The sequence below is a fragment of the Arthrobacter agilis genome (assembly GCF_006494655.1).
GTDB lineage: Bacteria > Actinomycetota > Actinomycetes > Actinomycetales > Micrococcaceae > Arthrobacter_D > Arthrobacter_D agilis.
Map to the genome: position 1 here is coordinate 133,367 of NZ_VHIM01000008.1, position 15,375 is coordinate 148,741.

Sequence of the window (15,375 nt, forward strand, 5' to 3'; positions counted from 1 at the left end):
GAATCCGTGCAGTCCTTCACCGCTGAGCTGTGGGAGCGCATCGTCGACGGTCTCGCGCAGGGCGTTCCGCCGGTGATCGGCCTCCCCGGCCTCATCGGCATCGTCGTGGCCGCCGTCGCCCTGTCGATACCGCGGCGCTCGTGGCGGTACTTCGGGCTCTTCGTCACGGTGGTGCACGAGCTCGGACACGTGGCGGCGTCACTGCTGACACTCCAGCGCGTCACCGGGCTTACCCTCCGGCTCGATCATTCCGGGACGACCACGAGCATGGGGCGCCGTGACTGGCGCTCCCGGGTGACGACCTTCTCGGGCTATCCGGCCCCTGCCGTCGTCGGCGCGGCCCTCCCGTGGAGCGCGGCCCACGGCTGGGCGGGTGCGGCCCTGTCCGTCGGCGCCCTGGTCCTGGTCGCGGCGCTGCTCCTGATCCGCAACGGACAGGGTGTGCTCATTCTCGGTGGCAGTGCCGCCGTCGCCCTGGGACTGGTCTGGTTCGGGGGAGAGGAACCGGCTTGCTACGCATGCGTGGTCCTCGGGATCGCCCTGCTGGTCGGAGCCTGCCGCGACTGGGTGAAGGTGACTCGGGTCCACACGCGTGGGCGACGGCTCGACTCCTCCGACGCCCACCTCCTGGCAACCTCCACAGGGGTCCCGGCGGCCGTCTGGCTGGCGCTGTTCGCCGTCGTCATCTCATTGGCGCTGGTCCTGTCCCTCCGCCCCCTCATCTCGCTCGTCGTCGTCTAGGCGCGGCGTACGCGGCCGCTCCGTCCGGAGGTCAGCTCTCGCCGTGCCGCGCGCGGCCCGAACTGTAGGGAGCGCCGCGCTGGCGGCACAGATCGTCGTAGAGTTCGTTCACAGCCTGCGCGACGCAGTCCCGCTCGTAGTCGGGGAGGTCGATCAGCCCGTGGAGATAGGCATTGACCTCGTACTCGTCCACACCCCCGCCCATGCTGAAGTAGTGCAGCCACAGGTCACCCACGGAGATGTTGACGCGCTTCATCGCATCGAACGTCAGGGCGAACTGCTGCTGATCGGGGTCCGGCTCGTCCACGTCATGCCTTCCATGCACTCGAGACACACGGCGCTGGTCCGGCGCTGTGTGGCGGTCAAATCAGCATACGCAGAACCCGCATTCCGTCGGATGCACCTGCCGCGCTTGCCTCGCATTCCGGATGCCCTGTAGAGAGCCTGCCGCGCGGAACGGGTCGCAGGGGAGGACGCCGATTCACGGAGCGGGGCGAAGTCGTGTTAGAGTCTTTCTCGTTGCTTTCGCCGGTTTCGACCGCGAAAATACCACCCGCGCGGGTGGCGGAATGGCAGACGCGCTAGCTTGAGGTGCTAGTCCTCTTATTGAGGGTGGGGGTTCAAGTCCCCCTCCGCGCACAAAGAAAACCCCGGTTCGCCGGGGTTTTTTTGTGCCCTCGACCACGTGGTCCCTCGAGCCGGCGCGCACCCTTCGGACGGATCGGTGGCACACCCGCCCGCCTGAGGCTGACGGCGTACGTGAGAATGGCGGCGTCGGAATACTAACGGCTCCACTCCACCTTCCGACAGTGAGCCGCACACGGGTACTTTAGAGACCAGGGACAGCCCGGCCTCAGTAGCACCCGGAACGCAGATCACCTGCCCGTTCGAAGGACCGAGAGTGTTCACCAAGCAGCTCCGCCGCACCCTGGCCTCCGCCGCTGTCGCCGCAGCCGTCGGCCCGCTCCTCGTGGGTACCGCGCTACCGGCTTCGGCGGCGACCCCCTGCGACTCGATGACCCGGCCGATCCTGCAGAGTGTCAATCCGACGTCCGGCGCGTCCCTGCTGACCGCGTCGACGACCGAAGTGGTCAGTGCCGCCACCAAGCACGGCTTCACCGACAGGCGCGGTGCAGTTCTCTCGGCGTCCGCGACAGCCAAAGCGGGACTTGTTCCCGTGTACCGGATGTACAAGAAGGGCGACTTCCTGTTCGTCCCCGACACCACGGGCATCGGGGAATACGAGAACGCGAAGAGCCGCTACGGATACGCCAGCGAAAAGGTCGAGTTCTACGCCTCAGCGACGAAGATCAGCTGCGGGCTCGAGGTGCGCCGTTACCTGAAAGGGTCGATGCACCGCTTCTCAGCATCCCCGAGCGATCAGGCGAAACTCAAGGCCGCCGGCTGGCAGGACGAGGGCGCGAAGTTCTGGGCCCGGGCCCCTGTCGCGCCGGTAGCGGTACCGGCGCCCACCCCCAGCACTGCGGCGCCTGCGCCGAAGCCGACCGCTGCTCCGACGCCGACGACCGCGGCGCCTGCGCCGAAGCCGACCGCTGCTCCGACGCCGACGATCGCGCCGCCTGCGCCGAAGCCAACCGCTGCTCCGATACCGACGCCGACCACTGCCGCGCCTGCACCGACACCGACGACAGCTGTGGCCGCGCCGAAGCCCACGACCGCCCCGGTAGTGGCGCCGACACCGACCACTGCTCCGACGACGCCGGCGCCGGCTCCCACCGTCAGCGCGCCACCCATGCCGGCTCCTGCCGTTCCCACGCCTCCCGTGGCGGTTCCCGCTGCCCGGTCGGGCGGTTCCGCGCCGATCGGCACGACGTCCTATCCCGTACCCTCGGATGCCCTCTTCGTCGCAGGGAACGGAAGCGATACCGGCCGCGGGACCAGTGACTCCCCGCTGAGAACGATCAAGGCGGCCATCGCGAAGGCCAGCAGCGGGCAGACGGTCGTGCTCCGGGGTGGCTCCTACCTCGAGGCGGTACGAATTCCTGCGACGAAGCGCATCACGCTCCAGTCCTTCCCCAGGGAGGAGGTGTGGCTCGACGGGAGTGTCGCGGTCTCGGGCTTCACGCCTGAGGCAGGTGCCTTCGTCGTCAACGGATGGACGGCGGAGTTCGACGCCAGCCCGACGTATTCGTGGGGGAAGGCGGACGGAACCGAACCAGGGTGGTCCTTTGTCAATGCGAGCCGCCCCCTGGCATCGCACCCCGACCAGGTGTGGGTCGACGGCGTTGCCCAACGGCAGGTGGGATCCGTCGGCGAGTTGGTGGCGGGCTCCTTCTTCGTCGACTACAGCAGTGACAGACTCTTCCTCGGATCGGACCCGGCGGGTAGGCAGGTGAGAGCCAGTTCCATCGCGAAAGCCATCTCCGTGCAGTCCGCCGGATCGACGATCAGAGGTATCGGTGTCCGCCGCTTCTCCCCGTCGGTACCCCATATGGGCGCCGTGACGCTCGAGAGCAGCAACATCACGGTCGAGAACGTCGTCATCGATCAGACCTCGACGACAGGACTCGCCGTCTCCGGGACCGACGTGAGGTTGGCGGACATCACCCTCACCCGCAACGGCATGCTCGGCGCGTCGGCCACCTATGCGGACCGTCTGACCGCCGTCAACCTCAAGGTGGCGGACAACAACACCGAGGGCTTCAACAGTGCCCCGGTGGCAGGCGGCTTCAAGATCGGCCGAACCCGGACTGTACTGGTGCATGACAGCACGTTCGCGGGGAACAGCGGCACCGGACTGTGGTTCGACGAATCGGTCCACGACGCAACTGCCACCGGTAACAGGATCACCGGGAACAGCAGTCACGGGATCTCGGTCGAGATCTCCGCCCGCGCCCTGATCGCCGGCAATGTGATCGCCGGGAACAGGGGAAACGGGTTGAAGATCAACGACACGAGCGACGTCGAGGTCTGGAACAACTCGTTCATCGGCAACGGGCGTCCGATCAACATCGTGCAGGACGCTCGACGAGCCTCGGATCGCAGCACGCCGGGTCACGATCCGCGGCAATCCTTCCCCGATGCGTCCATGACCTGGATCAACGGGCCGGTGGCCGTTCGCAACAACGTCATCTCCGGCACCACGGGGAATTGCCTGCTGTGCGTCGAGGACTATTCGGGCACCTTCTCGGCGGAAGCGATGGGCGTCACGTCGGCGGGGAACGTCTTCCACCGGGCCACACCGTCCTCCCCGACCTGGCTCGTCGTCTGGTCACGCGGAACCGGGAACCCGGCCGTCTTCACCGCACTGGAAGGTTTCCGGAACGCGACCGGGCAAGGAAAAGCCGACACGGAGCTGATCGGCGGTGCCGTCGTCGACCCTGCAACCTTGCAGGTGACCGCCGGCGCGCGGGCTGCAGCTGCTGCCCAGCCGCTCACGGATCGGGTCGCGGGGCTGCTGCGGCTTGCTCCGGGCAGCCGGACGATCGGGCCACCGGTTACCTAGGCGCTCCACCTGGGAGTTCCGGGAGACCCGCCGTTCCACGGGTCTCCCGCTGATCCGGCCCGAACGCTCGGGTCTAACGGGCGCAAGCGCACCCGCCATGCTGGAACGGGTCGCCCGGCCCGTCCGCCGTCGCCTGACCCGTCTGGTCGGGTCGACTACCCTCGTCCTATGCGACGGGACCGACGAATCATCATGTTCATCATCGGAGCATCCCTGCTCGCCCTGGTCATCGCCGCCCGCCGCCTCGGAGTGGGCGTCAGTTCCGACGGCCCCCCGGAACTCTGGCTCGCGCTGATGTTCGTCGTGGGCGCAGCCCTCGTGGTCGTCGTCGGGATCGACCGCCTCGTCGCGCTCCTCCGCAAGCGGTGACCACGTCGGTGCGGGCGGCACCCGGCCGCTCTGAGTAGGCTGGGGAAGCAACCACTACCCAGGAGGACCACGTGGGCATCACACCCGAAGATGAAGTCGTCAGGATCTGCCAGGAACTGATCCGGATCGACACCTCGAACTTCGGGGATAACGCCGGCCCCGGGGAGCGGACCGCCGCCGAGTACACCGCCGGGCTCATCGAGGAGGTGGGCCTCACCACTCGCCTGTTCGAGGCCGCGCCCGGGCGAACCTCCGTCGTCGCCCGGATGGAGGGTACCGATTCCTCCCTCCCCGCGCTCGTGGTGCACGGCCACCTCGATGTCGTCCCCGCCCAGAAGGAGGACTGGACCGTCGACCCGTTCGGCGGCGAGGAGAAGGACGGCCTGATCTGGGGCCGCGGCGCCGTGGACATGAAGGACATGGATGCCATGATCCTGTCGGTCCTGCGCTCGATGCAGCGAGACGGTGTCAAGCCCCGGCGGGACCTCATCTTCGGCTTCTTCGCCGACGAGGAGGCAGGAGGCTCCTACGGTGCGTCCTGGCTCGTGGACAACAAGCCGGAGATCTTCGAGGGGGCCACCGAGGCCATCTCCGAGGTGGGCGGGTTCTCCGCGACCATCGGCGGGCAGCGCACCTACCTGCTGCAGACGGCCGAGAAGGGGATCTCCTGGCTCCGCCTGGTGGCCCACGGACGCGCCGGGCACGGGTCGCAGATCAACACGGACAACGCCGTGACCGCGCTCGCACGGGCCGTCACAAGGATCGGCGACCACGCGTGGCCGATCGAACTCACACCGACCACGCGGCAGTTCCTGGACGGCGTCACGGAGCTCACCGGCGTCGAGTTCGACCCCGACAACCCCGACGTCCTGCTCAGGGAGCTCGGCACCGTCTCCCGGTTCGTGGGAGCCACCCTGCAGAACACCGCGAACCCGACGGTCCTCAAGAGCGGGTACAAGCACAACGTCATTCCCGGCACCGCCGAGGCGCTGATCGACGTACGGACGCTGCCCGGCCAGCAGGACCAGGTCCTCGAGATCATCCGGGGACTCGCGGGCGACGGCGTCGACGTGACGTACGAACACAAGGACACCTCGCTCGAGGTACCGTTCTCCGGCAACCTCGTGGACTCGATGATCGACGCTCTGCACGCGGAGGACCCCGGGGCGAAGGTGCTGCCCTATACGCTTTCCGGTGGCACGGACAACAAGTCGCTGAGCAGGCTCGGCATCACCGGCTACGGCTTCGCACCCCTGCAGCTTCCGGACGAGCTCGACTTCACCGGCATGTTCCACGGTGTCGACGAGCGGGTGCCGACGGACTCGCTCCGCTTCGGCGCCAAGGTGCTCGCCCGTCTCCTCACCACGTACTGACGCGGCGCACCGGTCACGGGAGAGGCGAGATGACGACGACGCCGTGGGCCGCACACCCGCTTTTGACGGACGACCTGCTCGGGCGCTTCCGGAGCCGGGCTGCCGAGTACGACGCCGCGAACATCTTCTTCACCGAGGATTTCGACGAGCTGCAGGCGGGTTCCTACCTGCGCATGCTCGTAGAGTGCCCGCCCGGCGACGCCGGCGGTATGGCCCGGGCTGCCGCGTCGCAGCGGCGCCTGGCATCGGCTGCACCGGCGACGGCGCTGGGCAGCTCCATGCACCTCGTGTGGACGGCGGTGGCAGGGCTGCTGGCGCAGCGCGGCGACCCTTCCCTGGGCTTCGTGCTCGACGAGGCGGAGCGGGGGGAGGTCTTCGCCTTCGGGGTCTCCGAGCCCGGGAACGACGCCGTCCTGTTCGATTCGCTGACCCGCGTGGAGCAGATCCCGGGCGGAGGCTACAGCTACACCGGCACGAAGGTGTTCACCAGCCTCTCACCGGTCTGGACGCGCCTGGGGATCTTCGGCAAACTGCAGGCGGACGACGGCGCCGACGACGCCATCCTCCACGCCTTCGTCCCGCGAGGCACGGCCGGCGTGGAGACGCTCACCGACTGGAACCCTCACGGCATGCGGGCCACGCAGTCCAACACCACGCGGCTCACGGACGTCCGGGTTCCCCCCGACGCCGTCTTCCGCAGCCTCCCGGTCGGACCGAACAGGGATCTCCTGGTGTTCGGCATCTTCGCGGCGTTCGAGACCCTGATCGCCTCGGTCTACCTGGGGATCGCCGACCGTGCGCTCGAGCTCGCCGCCGAGGCTCTCCTGCGTCGGCGGAGCCACACCGCGGGCCGTCCGCTGGCCGACGACCCGGTGCTGCGCAACCGGCTGGCGGCGGCAGCGATGCGCCGGACGGGCGCGGAGGCAGAACTCTCCGGGGTCGTGCGCGACCTCGACGGAGGTATCGAGGCGGGGTCGGCGTGGTTCCCGCGCCTCGTCACGCTGAAGACCCACGCGGTCGAGGCGGCGGTGGAAGCGACGAACATCGCGCTGCACGTCGGGGGAGGATCGGGCTTCTCGGCGTCTTCGGAGGCGGTGCGCCTCTCGAGGGACGCGCTTGCCGGTCAGTTCCACCCCTCGACCGAGGAATCCGCACGAGCCTCTGTGGCCACGTCCCTCCTGGGTGCGCCGTCCTCCTGAGGAGGCCGGAGCACCGGCAGGCGACGAAGCGCGGCCGGTGAAGAAGGCGGAACGACGCTAGGCGGTGCGCTCCACGCGCAGCACCTTCCGACGCAGCCAGTAGCGCCTGCTGCCCCCCAGATAGATGCAGCTCCGCTCGAGTTCCCACTTGCCGTACTCGGCGTGCTCGGTGACGAGTTTCCGCGCTGCGGGTAGGGGTTCACCGGCATTGACCGTGAGGACCAGGTACTCGTACTGGCGCCCGTAGTCGCGCTTCCGGACGGCAGTCGCATTCAGAAATTGTTCTCGCATTTCCCTCCAATTCGGATCACTTTACCGATAACGTCTAGGCCATGAGCATAGATCCGCGTGTCGCGCTCCAGTCCCTCGTGACAGCCCTCGAGGAGCATCTCGCAGCCTCGGCGTCGCGACGCCGGGAGGACGACCCCGCGGTCGAGGCGGCCTACGTCGGGATCGTCGATGCCTTCGAAGTCTACGAAGAAGCCCTGTACGACGCCTTCGGCGAGGTCACTCCGCTCGAGATCTACGAAGAGACGGACGGCGACGACGATGACGACGATAATGACGACGCGGATTACGCGTCGGACCTCGTCGACGCGGAGGTCGAGCACTAGGCGCCTTCGAGCGGCACGTTTCCCCGACGCTGCCCCGACGCGAGGGGTGGGACCGGCTGTCAGGGCGCGATCGCCGACACCTCGTCGAGGACCTCGGCGATGGGTCCGGCCATGGGCGCGCTGCCCGACTGGAGGATCTCCTTGAGCTGCTGCGGCGTCCGGGCGCCGACGATGGCCGACGCCACCCCGGGTCGGTGCAGCATCCAGCGCAGCGCCAGTTCGTGCGGCTGCAGATCCAGCCCCCGCGAGGCCGTGCAGACTGCTTCCGTGATGCGCTGCGGCTTGCCGCTCAGGTACGGCTCGATGTACGGGGACCAGACGTCGGACGCGCCCCGGGATTCGGAGGGAATCCGCCCGCGGTACTTCCCGGTGAGCACACCCCGGCCCAGTGCACCCCACGCCAGGATGGCGGCACCCGAGGCAGCCGCGGCTGGAACCACCTCGCGCTCGGCACCCCGGTTCAGGAGGGAGTACTCGACGTCGTTGACCACCAGGGGGAAGCCGGCCGTCGCTGCAGCGCGCGCGAATTCCCACCCGGAGTAGTTGGAGACGCCCACGTACCGCGCGCGCCCGCTCGAGTACGCGGCCTCGAGGGCGCTCAGGGTCTCGTGCAGCGGAACGATCGGATCGGGCGAAGGGGCGAGCCAGACGTCGACGTGGTCCGTCCCCAGCAGGGACAGCGACGCATCCAGGGAGTCGAGGAGTCCACGGCGTGACCCGTCCAGGCGCCTGCTTCCGGATCGGGTGGTCCCGCCCTGCACCACGAGTACCAGCTCGGACCGCGCGACGGTGTCATTGATGAAGCCGCCGAGCAGAGCTTCGGCCTGGCCCTCGCCGTAGCGTGCAGCGCTCTCGACGAGGGTGCCGCCGGCCTCGACGAAGAGGCGCAGCTGCTCCCGGGCTGCCTCCTCGTTGACCTCCTGGCCCCAGTTCATGGTCCCGAGTCCCAGAGCGGAGACGGACAGGCCGCTCTCTCCCACATTTCGCCGTTGCATGGTGCCAAGCCTAGGGCCTGTCCCCGGCCGGATGCCTTAGGGTCGAGAGCGTGCATTGGATAGAAGCGATCATCCTGGGACTCGTCCAGGGCCTCACGGAGTTCCTCCCCATCTCGTCGAGCGCGCATCTGCGGATCGTCGGCGAACTCCTGCCGAACGCCCAGGATCCTGGTGCGGCCTTCACCGCGATCACCCAGCTGGGTACGGAGACCGCCGTCGTCGTCTTCTTCTGGCGGGATATCGTGCGCATCATCAGGGCCTGGTTCGGGGCCCTGCGGGGGACGGTGCCCCGCGATGATCCCGATGCCCGCATGGGGTGGCTGGTGATCCTCGGCAGTATCCCGATCGTGGTGCTGGGCCTCCTCTTCCAGGACCAGATCGAGAGCACGTTCCGCAGCATGTGGATCGTGGCGACCATGCTGATCGTGTTCGGGCTGATCCTCGGGGTCGCGGACCACGTCGGACGGCAGACGCGCGACCTCCGCAGTCTCACCTACCGCCACGGCATCCTGTACGGATTCGCGCAGGCGCTGGCGCTCGTCCCGGGCGTGTCGCGCTCCGGTGGAACCATCACGGCCGGCCTGCTCATGGGCTACACCCGCGAAGCAGCGGCTCGCTATTCGTTCCTCCTGGCGATCCCGGCCGTGTTCGGCAGCGGCGTGTTCCAGCTCGTCAAGAGCTACGACGAACCCGGCCCCTACGCCCTACCCGAGACGGCGCTCGCCACCGTCGTGGCCTTCGTGGTCGGCTTCGCGATCATCGGGTGGTTCCTCAAATTCGTGACCACGCGCGGCTACGGCCTCTTCGTGGGGTACCGGATAGCCCTCGGGCTGGCTCTCTACGTGCTCCTCGGATTGGGTGTCATCAGCGCCTGACGCCGCGCCGTAAGCTGGAACGTGTGATTTCCTGGAATGCAGCCCCTGTGCCGGACCTCGTCGGCACCCGTTCGGGCGTCAGCCTCTTCGACACCGCCCGGCAGGACACGGTCCGGTTCGAGCCGGGCGGGCAGCGCAGCCTCTATGTGTGCGGCATCACCCCCTATGACGCCACGCATCTCGGCCACGCTGCCACCTACGTCGCCTTCGACCTCCTGAACCGCACCTGGCGTGATGCCGGTGCCACGGTTGCCTACGTTCAGAACGTCACCGACGTCGACGATCCGCTGCTGGAACGGGCGACGGCGACCGGCGTTCCGTGGCAGGAGCTCGCCGCCCACCAGATCGCCCTGTTCCGCGAGGACATGGAAGCGCTGAACGTCCTGCCGCCGGATCACTACATCGGAGCCGTCGAGGCCATCGACTGGATCGTCCCGGCGGTCGAGGCGCTGGTGGCGCGCGGTCTTGCGTACCCGGTCCCCGGTGCGGGGAGCGAACCCGACGGCGACATCTACTTCTCCCTCGATGCGGTCGCCCGGCTCGACGAGGGCGACGACGCACGGTGGTTCCTGGGGCAGGTCTCCCACCTCGAGGCGCAGACCATGCTCGCCCTGTCCGCCGAACGCGGGGGCGATCCGACGCGCCCGCACAAGCGTAACGCGCTCGATCCACTGCTCTGGCGGACGGCCCGGGAGGGCGAGCCCAGCTGGTCGGGAGCATCCCTCGGCGACGGCCGGCCCGGGTGGCACATCGAATGCGCCGTGATAGCCCGGCGTTTCCTCCCGGCGCCGTTCACCGTGCAGGGCGGGGGATCGGACCTCGTCTTCCCCCACCACGAGATGAGCGCGTCGCACGCCTGGGCGGCAGGCGGCACGCCCCTCGCCCAGCACTACGCCCATGCGGGGATGGTGGGGTATGACGGCGGGAAGATGAGCAAGTCGCGGGGGAACCTCGTCCTCGTCTCGACGCTGCGGCGGTCAGGCGTGGATCCTGCGGCGATCCGGCTCGCGATCCTCGCCCACCACTACCGTTCGGACTGGTCCTGGACGGACGACGCCCTGGAGCGCGCGACGACGAGACTCGCCGCGTGGCGTGCGGCCGCCGCGTGCGCGGGGGAGAGCGACGCCGCCGTCGTCGTGCAGGGGGTGCGGGACCACCTCGGTGCCGACCTCGACGCACCGTCCGCACTCGCGGCGGTCGACACCTGGGCGGAGGGCGCCGCTGCACGTGGCGGCACGGGCACTCACACGCGGGCCGTGGCGGACGCCCTGGACGCACTGCTCGGCGTCCGGCTGTAGCGGAGCCCGCCCCCGTCCGAGGGCGGAGCCCCTGCGCCTGCGTGGAGACCGGGCCCGTACAGGGCAAGGCAGCTCCTGAGCCCGGGGCCGCTACGCGGGGTGACGCGGCAAGGCTGCTACTGCTCGCGCCGCCGTTTCTTGAGGTACCGCTCGAACTCGCGCGCGATCGACTCGCCGCTGGCTTCGGGAAGGTCCACCGTGTCCTTCGCCTCCTCCAGCTGCCGCACATAGGCGGCCACCTCGGGGTCCTCGGTGGCGAGTTCGTCGACGCCGCGCTCCCAGGCCTCCGATTCCTCGGTCAGGACGTGAGTTTCCACGGAGATCTGCAGGAGTTCCTCGAGTCGGTTGAGGAGCGCGAGCTGCGCCTTCGGCGACGGCGACTGCCCCACGTAATGCGGGACCGCGGCCCACAGCGACATGGTCGGGATGTCCGCGAGCAGTCCCATCTCCGCCAGGACGCCCACGATCCCGATCGGGCCCTCGTACGTGGAGGGCTCGACGTCGAGGCTCTCCCGCACCAGGTCGTCGTCCGATGTCACGGTCACCGGGATGGGCCTCGAATGCGGCACGTCTGCAAGGAGTGCGCCGACCAGCACGATGCAGTCGACACTGAGCTCCTTCGCGAGTGCCACCAGCTCCGCGGTGTACGCGCGCCACTTGTACGAGGGTTCCACGCCGTTGACGAGGATCAGGTCGACGGTGGAACCCGGCACCACGGCCTTGCTGATCCTGGTGTTGGGCCACTTGATGCGGCGCTGCCCCGAGGAGTTCCGCTTGATCATGGGACGCGTGAACTGGAAGTCGTAGAACTCGTCCGCATCGATCGTGGAGATGCGTTCGCTGCCGAAGAACCGGCCCATGTACTTCAGGGCGTCACTCGCAGCCTCGCCGGCGTCGTTCCAGCCCTCGAAGGCTGCGAGCATGACGGTGATCCGCCGCTCTGGCTCGGCCGCGTCCTGGAAGAGATCCTGAACGCCGGTCGGCTGCTGTTCCTCGAAGCTGTCCACGTTCTCACCCTAGACCCCGCCGCTCGGGCATGTCAGGAAGGCTTGGCCGGCTACGCGGAGAGCTGATGCGATGCACGGCTGCCCTGCCGGCGCCCGCTCCACCGACAGGGCAGAACGGGCGTCCATCCCTTGTCGTCCATCCCCTGTCAAGGGGGGAACGTAGACTTGGGGATATGGCCAACCACCCTCTCGGAAGCGTCCAGACTCTTGCCCGAACGGCGCCGCTCCCCGCCACCGATCCGACCGGCGGGAACCTTCACGGACTGCAGGGCGTGCTGTGGGACATGGACGGCACGATCGTGGACACGGAGCCGTACTGGATCCGGGCGGAGAAGGATCTCGTGGAGGAGCACGGCGGTACCTGGAGCACCGAGCAGGCCACGGCCCTCGTGGGTCAGGCGCTCGACTTCTCCGCAGGGCTGCTCCAGGAGGCGGGGGTGGACCTCGGGATCCGTTCGATCATCGAACACCTGACGGGCCGCGTGGCAGCCGCCGTCGCGCAGGCCGTCCCCTGGCGCCCGGGAGCCCGCGAGCTGCTCGCCGACCTGCGACGCAGGGAGGTGCCCTGCGCGATGGTCACGATGTCCGAGCCCCTGCTCGCCACCGCCGTCGCGTCGCGACTCCCGGAGGGCACGTTCTCGCACCTCGTCACCGGGGATCGCGTGCGCTCGGGCAAGCCGGACCCTGAGGCCTACCAGCTGGGATTCGACCTGCTGGCGTCGGAGGTACCCGGTCTCCGGAAGGACCGCGTGATCGCCATCGAGGACTCCCTGCCGGGCGTGACGTCGGCCCTGGGAGCCGGTCTGGTGACCCTCGCGGTGCCCCATTTCGTCGCTCTGCCGGCCGATGAACGCCGCACCGACTGGGAGACCCTGCAGGGCCGGACGGCGCTGGACCTCGCCGCCCTGCTGGAGCGGCGCGCGTGACCGCCACCCCTCCGGCCAGGGCCGAGCGGAGCCCGGGACTGTCACTGGGCCGGATCGCCGGGATCCCCGTGGTCCTCGCCTGGTCCTGGTTCGTCGTCACGGTGTTCATCGTGCTGGTCTTCGGTCCCCGCGTCACCAATGCCTTCCCCGGGATCGGCCTGGGTGCCTACGCCGTCGCGCTGGGGTATGCGCTCCTGCTCGCCGCGTCCGTGCTCATCCACGAACTCGCCCACGCACTCACGGCGCGCTCGTTCGGGTGGCCGACCACGAGGATCGTCCTGAACCTGTGGGGCGGCCACACGCAGTTCGCCAGTTTCAACGCCTCGCCCGGGCGGTCCCTCCTGGTGGCGCTGGCCGGGCCGGCCGCCAACTTCGTGCTCGCTGCCCTCGGGTGGGGACTCCTGCAGACCATGACCCCGGGAACCGTCACCTACCTCCTCGCCACGATCCTGGTGTGGGCCAATCTGCTCGTCGCGGTCTTCAACGTCCTCCCGGGGCTGCCCCTCGACGGTGGCCGCCTCGTGGAGAGCGCCGTGTGGAAGGCGACGGGCAGCCAGGAGAAGGGGACGGTTGCGGCGGGATGGGCCGGCCGGATCATCGTGATCCTGCTCCTCGGACTGGTGATCGGGCTCCCACTGGCCCAGGGCCGTGGTCCGGATCTCACCGTGATCCTCCTTGCCGTGGTCATGGGAGCCTTCCTCTGGATGGGAGCCACGGCCGCGATCGAGAATGCGAAGATGCGACTGCGCCTGCCGAGGATCAGCGCCGGGCGGCTGCAGCAGCGCGCCGTCGGGCTGCCCGCAGGGACGACGGTCCTCGCGGCGCGGCGGCTGCTGCGTGAGCAGCCGGGCGCGGCCGTCGTGCTCACCGGACCATCGGGGATTCCCGAGGCCGTCGTCGACGAGCCTGCCCTCCGCGCCGTCCCCGAGGAGGTCGCGGGCTCCACGTCCGTCGACGCTGCTGCCCGTCGACTCGCCGCGGGCGCCTACGTTCCGGAGTCGGCGGAGGGCCAGGAACTGGTCCAGTTCCTCGCCCGCCTCGAAGGGAACGAGTACGCCGTGGTCGATCGGCGGGGCGTCGTCACCGGTGTGCTGCATCAGCGCACGGTGGTCCGGGCCATCACCGGGAAGAACGCCCCGGGCGCCTGATGTCGCTGGTAGCACCCAGGCGCGACCGGCCCTCCGACCTCTCCATCCGCTGAACCTCCACCACCTCATACACCTGCCTCACACACCTGTCTCATCCATGCCGGTTCGCCCGGCGCCTGCCGAAGGATCCCCATGAGCGATACGCCGACCACCCGACCGATCCCGACCCCCGCTGCCGGACCGGCTCCGCACGGAGCAGCGGCCCGTCGCGGGCCCTTCCGACCCGGCGAGCGCGTGCAGCTCACGGACGAGAAGGGCCGGATGAACACCGTCACCCTCACGCCTGGAGGAGCGTTCCACACCCACAAGGGCTTCCTGCAGCACGACGCCATCATCGGCACGGCCGAGGGGACCATCCTCGAGAACACGAGCGGTCAGCTGTACCAGGCCCTCCGACCGCTGCTGTCCGACTTCGTGCTGTCCATGCCGCGCGGAGCCGCAGTCGTCTACCCCAAGGATGCCGGCCAGATCGTCACGATGGCAGACATCTATCCCGGCTCGCGCGTGGTCGAGGCAGGCGTCGGGTCCGGCGCGTTGTCGATCTCGCTGCTGCGCGCCGTCGGCGACTCCGGCTACCTCCACTCCTTCGAGCGCCGCGAGGAGTTCGCCGACATCGCCCGCGGCAACGTCGAGACCATCTTCGGCGGTCCGCACCCGGCCTGGCAGATCACCCTCGGCGACTTCCAGGAGCAGGTCGTGGAGCACGAGGAGCCCGGATCGGTGGACCGCGTGGTCCTCGACATGCTCGCGCCCTGGGAGTGCCTCGACGCCGTAGCCACCGTCCTCGCCCCGGGTGGGGTCTGGATCAGTTACGTCGCGACCGTCACTCAGCTCTCGAGGACAGCGGAGGCCATCCGAGCCGACGGACGGTTCACCGAGCCGGAGGGCTGGGAGTCCATGGTGCGCGGCTGGCACCTGGAGGGGCTCGCGGTCCGCCCGGACCACCGGATGGTCGCCCACACGGGCTTCCTGCTGACCACGCGGCGGCTCGCCGACGGTGCGGTCGGGTTCACCCCGAAGCGCCGTCCCTCCAAGACCGGCTTCAGCGAGGAGGACCTCAACGCGTGGACGCCGCAGGCCGTCGGCGAGCGCGAGGTCTCCGACAAGCGTCTCCGCCGGGTGGCACGCGACGCCGCCTCGACCATCCAGCGCGGCTCGCTTCCTCCTGAGGAGGCACAGGCGCGACGCGACGCCCTTGCGGAGGGCGGCACGGTCGAGTAGCGGCGACGCGTGCTGTGGCTGTCGCCGGAGGGGCGGCGGGCGGCGTCGTCAACCCCCGGACGTCACGCGGGCTGCCCGTGGGCTCCGTGGGGTGGGGTCTGCGCTAAGGTCGAAAGACAGCCGACGGAACGATCAAGAGGTGG

General features: G+C 69.2%; 14 protein-coding genes, 1 tRNA gene and 1 pseudogene. 12 read left to right on the top strand and 4 right to left on the bottom strand.

The features are described from left to right. Window positions 1-6 precede the first annotated feature (6 nt). The gene (locus FJV46_RS13025) at window positions 7-741 is read left to right on the top strand and encodes a M50 family metallopeptidase (protein WP_232008644.1); all 735 of its coding nucleotides are present in this window, start codon (window positions 7-9) and stop codon (window positions 739-741) included. Between the two features lie 31 nt (window positions 742-772). Here the strand turns inward: FJV46_RS13025 and FJV46_RS13030 are convergent, their stop codons facing one another. Next, window positions 773-1,048 carry a hypothetical protein gene (locus FJV46_RS13030; protein ID WP_087026923.1) on the bottom strand — a complete coding sequence of 92 codons (276 nt, stop codon included), beginning with the start codon at window positions 1,046-1,048 and terminating at the stop codon, window positions 773-775. A 248-nt stretch (window positions 1,049-1,296) separates the two neighbouring features. Between FJV46_RS13030 and FJV46_RS13035 the strand changes: the two genes are divergently transcribed. From FJV46_RS13035 to FJV46_RS13055, 5 genes and pseudogenes are all read left to right on the top strand, one after another. Next, window positions 1,297-1,380 (top strand) — tRNA-Leu (locus FJV46_RS13035). A gap of 262 nt (window positions 1,381-1,642) precedes the next feature. Further along, entirely contained in the window at window positions 1,643-4,207 is a 2,565-nt protein-coding gene (locus FJV46_RS13040) for a right-handed parallel beta-helix repeat-containing protein (protein ID WP_087026921.1), read from the top strand. A gap of 168 nt (window positions 4,208-4,375) precedes the next feature. After that, entirely contained in the window at window positions 4,376-4,576 is a 201-nt protein-coding gene (locus FJV46_RS13045) for a hypothetical protein (RefSeq protein ID WP_140995580.1), read from the top strand. Window positions 4,577-4,644: 68 nt separating this feature from the next. Continuing rightward, window positions 4,645-5,949: pseudogene (locus FJV46_RS13050) on the top strand (M20/M25/M40 family metallo-hydrolase); the annotation flags it as partial. Between the two features lie 29 nt (window positions 5,950-5,978). Continuing rightward, window positions 5,979-7,148, top strand: a complete 1,170-nt coding sequence (locus tag FJV46_RS13055; RefSeq protein ID WP_087026917.1) for an acyl-CoA dehydrogenase family protein — start codon at window positions 5,979-5,981, stop codon at window positions 7,146-7,148. A 57-nt stretch (window positions 7,149-7,205) separates the two neighbouring features. On the opposite strand, the gene FJV46_RS13060 is transcribed toward FJV46_RS13055, so the two are convergent. Further along, window positions 7,206-7,439, bottom strand: a complete 234-nt coding sequence (locus tag FJV46_RS13060) for a DUF5703 family protein (RefSeq protein WP_087026915.1) — start codon at window positions 7,437-7,439, stop codon at window positions 7,206-7,208. A 41-nt stretch (window positions 7,440-7,480) separates the two neighbouring features. On the opposite strand from FJV46_RS13060, the gene FJV46_RS13065 reads away from it, so the two are divergent. Further along, the gene (locus FJV46_RS13065; protein WP_087026913.1) at window positions 7,481-7,762 is read left to right on the top strand and encodes a hypothetical protein; all 282 of its coding nucleotides are present in this window, start codon (window positions 7,481-7,483) and stop codon (window positions 7,760-7,762) included. 59 nt (window positions 7,763-7,821) lie between these two features. Here FJV46_RS13065 and FJV46_RS13070 read toward each other — a convergent pair whose 3' ends face one another. Then, entirely contained in the window at window positions 7,822-8,757 is a 936-nt protein-coding gene (locus FJV46_RS13070; protein WP_087026911.1) for an aldo/keto reductase, read from the bottom strand. Between the two features lie 50 nt (window positions 8,758-8,807). Here FJV46_RS13070 and FJV46_RS13075 point away from each other — a divergent pair, with 50 nt between their 5' ends. Both FJV46_RS13075 and mshC read left to right on the top strand, forming a co-directional pair. Next, window positions 8,808-9,632, top strand: coding sequence for an undecaprenyl-diphosphate phosphatase (locus tag FJV46_RS13075; RefSeq protein WP_087026909.1), 825 nt, complete (start codon window positions 8,808-8,810; stop codon window positions 9,630-9,632). A gap of 23 nt (window positions 9,633-9,655) precedes the next feature. Then, the gene (gene mshC, locus FJV46_RS13080) at window positions 9,656-10,930 is read left to right on the top strand and encodes a cysteine--1-D-myo-inosityl 2-amino-2-deoxy-alpha-D-glucopyranoside ligase (protein WP_087026907.1); all 1,275 of its coding nucleotides are present in this window, start codon (window positions 9,656-9,658) and stop codon (window positions 10,928-10,930) included. A 116-nt stretch (window positions 10,931-11,046) separates the two neighbouring features. On the opposite strand, the gene FJV46_RS13085 is transcribed toward mshC, so the two are convergent. Then, entirely contained in the window at window positions 11,047-11,937 is an 891-nt protein-coding gene (locus FJV46_RS13085; protein WP_232008645.1) for a PAC2 family protein, read from the bottom strand. 173 nt (window positions 11,938-12,110) lie between these two features. Between FJV46_RS13085 and FJV46_RS13090 the strand changes: the two genes are divergently transcribed. The 3 genes from FJV46_RS13090 to FJV46_RS13100 all read left to right on the top strand — a co-directional run bounded on the left by FJV46_RS13090 (window position 12,111) and on the right by FJV46_RS13100 (window position 15,232). Then, window positions 12,111-12,863 (top strand): HAD family hydrolase, encoded by a 753-nt coding sequence (locus tag FJV46_RS13090; RefSeq protein ID WP_087026905.1) that lies wholly within the window; start codon window positions 12,111-12,113, stop codon window positions 12,861-12,863. Beyond that, window positions 12,860-14,011, top strand: a complete 1,152-nt coding sequence (locus FJV46_RS13095) for a site-2 protease family protein (RefSeq protein WP_087026903.1) — start codon at window positions 12,860-12,862, stop codon at window positions 14,009-14,011. The genes FJV46_RS13090 and FJV46_RS13095 overlap by 4 nt, the downstream gene beginning before the upstream one ends. Window positions 14,012-14,143: 132 nt before the next feature. Next, window positions 14,144-15,232, top strand: coding sequence for a tRNA (adenine-N1)-methyltransferase (locus tag FJV46_RS13100; protein WP_087026900.1), 1,089 nt, complete (start codon window positions 14,144-14,146; stop codon window positions 15,230-15,232). Window positions 15,233-15,375 lie beyond the last annotated feature (143 nt).